Origin of the sequence: Brooklawnia sp. (assembly GCF_032229645.1) — a bacterium.
Taxonomy (GTDB): Bacteria; Actinomycetota; Actinomycetes; order Propionibacteriales; family Propionibacteriaceae; genus Brooklawnia.
This window is the reverse complement of the sequence record NZ_JAVTWX010000096.1, coordinates 1-6,339: the sequence shown is the minus strand read 5'-3', so window position 1 is coordinate 6,339 and position 6,339 is coordinate 1. Positions and strand designations below refer to the sequence as shown.

At 64.3% G+C, this 6,339-nt stretch carries 5 protein-coding genes; 1 reads left to right on the top strand and 4 read right to left on the bottom strand.

The window, feature by feature from the left end; all coding sequences use genetic code 11:
• Positions 1-253 precede the first annotated feature (253 nt).
• From AAFP05_RS07200 to AAFP05_RS07190, 3 genes are all read right to left on the bottom strand, one after another.
• Positions 254-718, bottom strand: coding sequence for a hypothetical protein (locus AAFP05_RS07200; protein ID WP_341729180.1), 465 nt, complete (start codon positions 716-718; stop codon positions 254-256).
• 338 nt (positions 719-1,056) lie between these two features.
• Entirely contained in the window at positions 1,057-2,718 is a 1,662-nt protein-coding gene (locus tag AAFP05_RS07195) for an FAD-binding protein (protein ID WP_341729179.1), read from the bottom strand.
• Positions 2,715-4,448: an AMP-binding protein gene (locus AAFP05_RS07190; protein WP_341729178.1), complete on the bottom strand. Its 1,734-nt coding sequence runs from the start codon at positions 4,446-4,448 to the stop codon at positions 2,715-2,717. The genes AAFP05_RS07195 and AAFP05_RS07190 overlap by 4 nt, the downstream gene beginning before the upstream one ends.
• 120 nt (positions 4,449-4,568) lie before the next feature.
• On the opposite strand from AAFP05_RS07190, the gene AAFP05_RS07185 reads away from it, so the two are divergent.
• Positions 4,569-5,549, top strand: coding sequence for a ribose-phosphate pyrophosphokinase (locus tag AAFP05_RS07185; RefSeq protein WP_341729177.1), 981 nt, complete (start codon positions 4,569-4,571; stop codon positions 5,547-5,549).
• 13 nt (positions 5,550-5,562) lie between these two features.
• Here the strand turns inward: AAFP05_RS07185 and AAFP05_RS07180 are convergent.
• Positions 5,563-6,339, bottom strand: a 777-nt coding sequence (locus tag AAFP05_RS07180) for a histidine kinase (protein WP_341729176.1), incomplete at its 5' end; no start/stop codon positions are given.

Here is a 6,339-nt window from a genome sequence, read left to right as displayed (position 1 = left end):
TCAGCATGGTTTTGCCGGAGCCGTTAGCTCCAAGCAACCCGTATATCCGCCCACCGTGCATAGACATCGAAATATCGTCCAACACGAGCGCGCTACCTATTCGCTTAGAGACGTGGTCGACCTCCACCAGGATTTCTTCGCACTTATCGGGTGAGTCCGTGCTCCGCTTAGCCACAGAATGAACCTTTCTGAGACTGAGTTGGTGAGAGACAAGGCCAATCACCAACTCACTGCTCATGATTTGCGGCGGTGGTTAGCAGTAGTCGGGGCTCCACACGCCGGCGACATCGACGCCACCCACAGTGTTGCTCTTACGGTAGGCGATCGCGGCGGAATTGTAGCCGTATTCAATCACCCAGTTCAGGAGCAACGTAGTGCCATTGGTTGCTTCGTAATCATTGCCCTGGCTGGCATCAATGTAACTCGAACCGTTCCACGCATCGACATGAGCCATGATCGTGCGACCTGATGTGATTGAAGTCACGTTCATGTACACATAGGAGTCGGTGCTCTTCGACCTAGGACCCGCTCGGGTGTAGCTGGTATCAAAGTAGCCGAATGAGTTGCTGAAGCTGGAATCACTACAGCTGTAGGGCGTCATTTCGTTGGGTTCTGCTGCCGCAGGAACTGCTGTACCGATCAATGGCACCATTAGAGCAGCGCACAACACCCCTGTCAGGAGTTTTCTTTCAGGGGGGGGCGACGACGGTTTGGACATGATCTTCCCCTTACTACTAAACGTAGTCATCCCGCATTAGGATGACAATCAACCAATTACTGACCAGCGGGAGGCATCTGCGCGACTCGCTGAGAATCTCGGTGAGAGGGTTGTGGTTTCGGCTTCAACCGGGGTCGGGGTTCGTCTTCAACTTAACACTGCTGAGTTCGCGTCCGCAAGAGATCTCACGAATGAAATTCGTACGGGTTCCCGTGCCCCGAAACGACTCGCCAGGAGTCTTCTGCGAATTGGGTCCGGCACGGCATTTCAATGTGGTTTGCTACCTCAAGGAGGCGATTGCGTTGCTCCGGGCGCCCGAGGAGACGGCGATCAACATCTCATAGCCACCCAGCGGCAGCGATGGACGCGGCGGCCGCGCGTCCGAAGACCATCGCCTCGGCCAGCGCCACCCCGGGCGCAGGAACAGCCGGACCGGTCACCGAGGCCGCTGCCGAACCGATCGCCCACAGCCCCGGCATGGCACCGTCGTCGTCCCGAAGCACTCGGGCGTGCTCGTCGGCCAGCAGACCGCCCTTGGTCCCTAGGTCGGCCGGCACCACCCGGACAGCAAAGAACGGCGGCTTCGACACGGCACCCAGGCACGGATTCGGACGCCTCTTCCGATCACCTCTGGCCTTGTCGCCCGGGGATTCTCCGCGTCCGAAGTCAAGATCCTGCCCGGTCTCGGCATGCTGCTCAAAGCGCTCGGCGGTGGCCTGCAGACCGGCCGCGTCGACCTTGATCTTCCAGGCCAATTCGGGAAGAGTGCGAGCCGAGACGACGAACCCGGACCTCTCCGCCGCCCGCGGCAGCCTCCCCGCCTCCACCTCACCCAGCCGGTACCGTCTGCGATGCTCGGAATCCACGATCAACCAGGTCTCGAGTTGTGGTCCGAGATCGTTGAACCTCGCATAGAGCGCCCGGCAGAAGTCGGCTGAGGCGCACGCCTCATCGGCGAACCTCTGACCGGTCGAGTCAACGACGAAACCATGCGGAAGCGCGAGTGCCCGCCGGGCATCCTGCACCGGTACTCCGGGTGCCCACAAGCCCGGACGCCACCAGGCGTAGCCCATGCCGCCGAGCCGCAGTCCCAGCTGGGACGCCCAGGTCAGCTGCCTCACGCCTGCCTTCGAGGGCGTGCCGATCGTCCAATCGGGACGAGATGGCCGCGGCAAGAACTCCCGACGCAACTCGGCGTCGGCCTCGAATCCACCGTCGGCGAGCACGACACCGCGCCCGGCCAGCACCCGGACCGCCCGGCCCCCGCGATCGACGACCACTCCCGCGACCCGGCGCGCGTCGCTCGATTCACCCTGACCACTGGCGACGACCAGCTCGCGCACCGGGGCCTGCCACCAGATGTTGACCTGCATCCGTTGGCAGACCGCGAGCAGTGCGACCAGCAGTGCCACCCTGCCGACGGCCCAACGGCGTCCAAGCGTCAGCTCACCAACCTTGCGCGCACCGTGTCCCAGCTTGTCGAGGACCCCTTCGGCATCCCAGCCCGGATCGACGGGCAAGAACTCGGCGAGCCTCCCGATAGCGGTGGTCGCCACCGCCGCTGGCCTCAGCACCCGACCGCCGCTACGCGATCCAGGCAGCTGCGGGTAGTGGTCGGCCGACGGATCCGGCTCCAGTTCGACTCCGAGTTCGCCGAGCCATGCCGCCATGCCGGCGGTCCCGGTCAAGAAGGCGTGTCGGCGCGGCGCGCTGCTGCAGGCTTCGAAGTCGGGGACCACGCGGTCGAAATAGTCCCGTGCGGTCGCGTAATCGTCGTCCGTGCCGGTGCGTGCGGGAAGCCAAAGCCGCCCGTCCCCAGCGCCCGGACGACCACCCAGCTTCCCGGAGGCCTCCGCCACGAGGACCTCCAGGCCGGCTTGGCGGCAGGCGATAGCGGCAGCCAACGCGCCTGGAGAACTACCCACGATGACCACATCGGTCATCAGGTCGGCCTCGGGGCGCCGGTCCACCACGACCGGCAGCGAGGTGGGCCGGCTCACTTCTCCGCGATCTGCTTGCGGACCTCACCACGCAAGACCTTGCCCAGCATTGAGCGGGGCAAATCGTCCACCTTCACGAAATGCCTCGGCACCTTGTATGCGGCCAGGTTCGTCTTTGCCCAATCCCGCAACTGCTTGTCGTTCACCTCGAACCCGTCATCTGTGACAATCGCGGCGACGACCTCCTCATCGCCGCGCCCGGTCGGAACGCCGACCACTGCCGCATCCAAAATGTGCTCGTGGCGTTTCAGTTCGGACTCGACTTCGCTTGGACTGACGTTGAAGCCGCCGGTGATGATGATCTCCTTCTTGCGATCCACGATCGTCGTGAACCCCTCATCATCCACGGTCACCACATCGCCGGTATGCAGCCAGCCGTCTACCAGCGTCTCTGCGGTCGCCTCCGGGTCTCGCCAATAGCCCTGGAAGATCTGCGGCCCCTTGATCATCAACTCGCCGGGTTCACCGACCTCGACCTCGCGATCCGCCTCGTTGACATCGACCACTTTCATCAGCGTGGACGGGAACGGCACCCCGATGGTTCCCGACAGCCTGGTCGGGAAGAACGGATTGCCCAGCGCAACCGGAGAGGCCTCTGTGAGACCGTACCCTTCGACCAGCAGCCCGCTCGAAAGCGACTCCCACAGTTCGCGGGTATCCTCCGGCAACGCCATCGCACCCGAGATACACCAGCGGGCGCTGGCCAGCGACTGCCCCCGTTCGCGGGCGCCCTCGGCGGTGCGCTGGTAGAGAATCGGGACGACGCAGTAGATCGTCGCCGGATGCTTGCGCCAGGCGTCCAGGATCATGTCGGTGTCGGGCTTGGGGAAGAGCACCTGCCGCGACTGCTTGAGTACGCCGAAGGTGGTGTGCATGGTGACGCCGAACGAATGAAACATCGGCAGCACGGCGTAGCTGGTCTCTTCCCGAGGTGTCGCTCCGAGCATCCAGGCCTCGCCCTGCCGGGCATTCGCATAGAGATTGGAATGCGTGAGCATGGCGCCCTTGGCGCTGCCGGTGGTGCCCGACGTGTATTGGATGGCGGCCAGGTCGTTGACACTCGGGCGAGGGAATCGCCTGCTGAGCGGACGATGACTGATCAGCTTCTCCCAGCTGATCGTCCCCTTGGCGCCGTTGGACAATGCACTGCGTTTGGCCTTGAGTGCTGGGATGGGCAGGCGGAGCGCGAACTGGAGGGTTCTTGGCATCGCCTTGATCAGGTTCACCGAAATGACCGTCGCCGGACGCGCATAGTTCGGCAGTTCGTCCAACTTCTCGATTGCCGAATCCATGCAGATGGCAACCCGCGCGCCGTGGTCTTCGAAGAGCCGGCCGAGTTCGTGTGCGGTATAGAGCGGGTTATGTTCGATCACCACAGCGCCCAGCCGGACAACCGCGTAGAACGCGATCAGATGCTGCGGACAGTTCGGCAATAGCAGCGCCACCCGATCTCCCGCCCGCACCCCCAGTTGGCGGAGCCCTTCGGCTGCCCGAGCAACCCGGTCCCCCAGCTGCCGATAGGTCATCTCGGCACCGAAGAAATCGGTCGCGACGTGACGTCCACCCTCGCGAGCGGCAGTCTCCAGCAGCGAGCTGAGCGGTTGAGTGGGCAACTCAATCTCGGTGGGGACCCCGGGCTGATAATGCTTGGTCCAATAGGGAGAACCGTCATCGAGCGTCCGGCGCCATGGCGGCAGGGCGGCTTGGGTCTGGAGCGGATCGGTGGCCATACCTTGGATTCTCCCACAGCATCGATCTCGACCACCGATAACGGCGGAGCCACGCCGCGCCCGCGCAGCCCCCTAGACTGAGGCATGTCAGCGACGTGTGGCTGGAAGGGGTCTGGTCGCGTGAAGGACATCGTCGTTTTCTCCGGATCGGCACATCAGGGGTTCGCCAATCAGATCTGCGAGCACCTCGGCATCAGATTGTCGCCGGTGCGCGTCAGCCGTTTCAGCAACGACTGCCTGCAGGCGCAGTTGCTGACCAATGTGCGTCAGCGCGACGTCTACATCATTCAGCCGTTGGTTCCGCCCACTCAAGAACATCTCATGGAGCTGCTGCTGATGATCGATGCGGCCCGCGGTGCCTCCGCGGCCCAGATCACCGCGGTGATCCCGCACTACGCGTACGCGCGCTCCGACAAGAAGGACGCGTCGCGGTTGTCGCTGGGCGGTCGGTTGGTCGCCGATCTGCTGGTGACCGCCGGCGTCTCCCGCGTCTTGACCATGCAGTTGCACTCGCCGCAGGTGCAGGGCTTCTTCAGCTGCCCGGTCGATCAGCTGACCGCGCTCGGGGTGCTCGCCGAGCATTTCCGTGGCAGGGATCTCACCAACGGCGTGGTGGTCTCGCCCGACCTGGGCAATGCCAAGAACGCGACCCAGTTCTCCCGGCTGCTGGGACTTCCGGTGGCAGCGGGTAGCAAGCGACGGCTCGCCGACGACAAGGTGGTCGTCGACTCGGTCGTCGGCGATGTGACCGGGCGCCACGCGATCGTGCTGGACGATGAGATCGCCACCGGCGGTTCGATCATCGAGATCACCCAGCGGCTCAAGGATTTCGGTGCTCTGTCGGTCACCGTCGCCTGTACCCACGGGCTCTTTGCCGGACGTGCGGTCGAGCGTCTGCGCGCCAACGACTTCATCGACGGCGTCGTCAGCACCGACACCGTGCCACCGCCCGCCGACTGGCCGGAGTTGACCACCATCAGCGTGGCCCCGCTCTTCGCCGACGCCATCGAACGCATCCATCGTGGACGCTCGGTGAGCAGACTCTTCAAGGACGTCGACCCGGCCTACGCTCCCCCCGTGACACCCGAAGGCCTCTTCTGAGCGGTCGGGGTCCTCAGATCCCGTACTCGGTCGGCAGACCATCGGCAGCGCCGGAATCGACGGCCTCTGGTGCGGCGAATCCAGGCACCGGCGGCAGCGTGATCATCAGGCGCCAGCGACCGGACGGCTTGCTGATCGTGATAAACCCGCCCGCTGCTCGAGCCCGTTCCTCAATCCCGAGCAAACCGAACGACGGCCGGCTCGTGGCCCGCTTGAGATCGCGGATCTGATTGGTGAACTCCGCCATCAACGTGCCCGCCTGCTGATCGACCCGGATGCTGCACTCGCTCCTGGCAGGCGCATGCTGGACGATGTTGTTGACTGCCTCGATGGTGATCGCCGCGAGCGTCCGGCACTGCAGGCTGGTCGGTGCCTCGATCTTGACGTCCTGCGTGATCGCGAAACCCAAGGCGGCGAGCCGATCGGCCTGGCCCTCGATCAGCGCGGTCAGAGCGTCGGCGTCGATGATCTGCGGCTGTCCACTGTCCATCGCTGGGCTGTCCTGCCGCAGACCGGTCAACAGCAGCCGCAGTTCGTGCGCGGCATCATTGCACGAGGTCGCGATCTGGGTGAACTCGTTGGCCAGATCAGCTGGGGTCTCGGGACGCAGCGCTCCCATGTGGGCTCGCATCGCCGCCTGCGAGATCTTGTGAACGGCGTTGTCGTGCAGCTCTCTGGCGAGATCAAGCCGTAGCCCGGCCAGTTGATCGGCCGCCTGCTGACGTTCGGTCTCAAGTTGCTTGTGAGACGCACGCATGATGAGGCCGGCGCCCACGCTCATCGCGAAGAG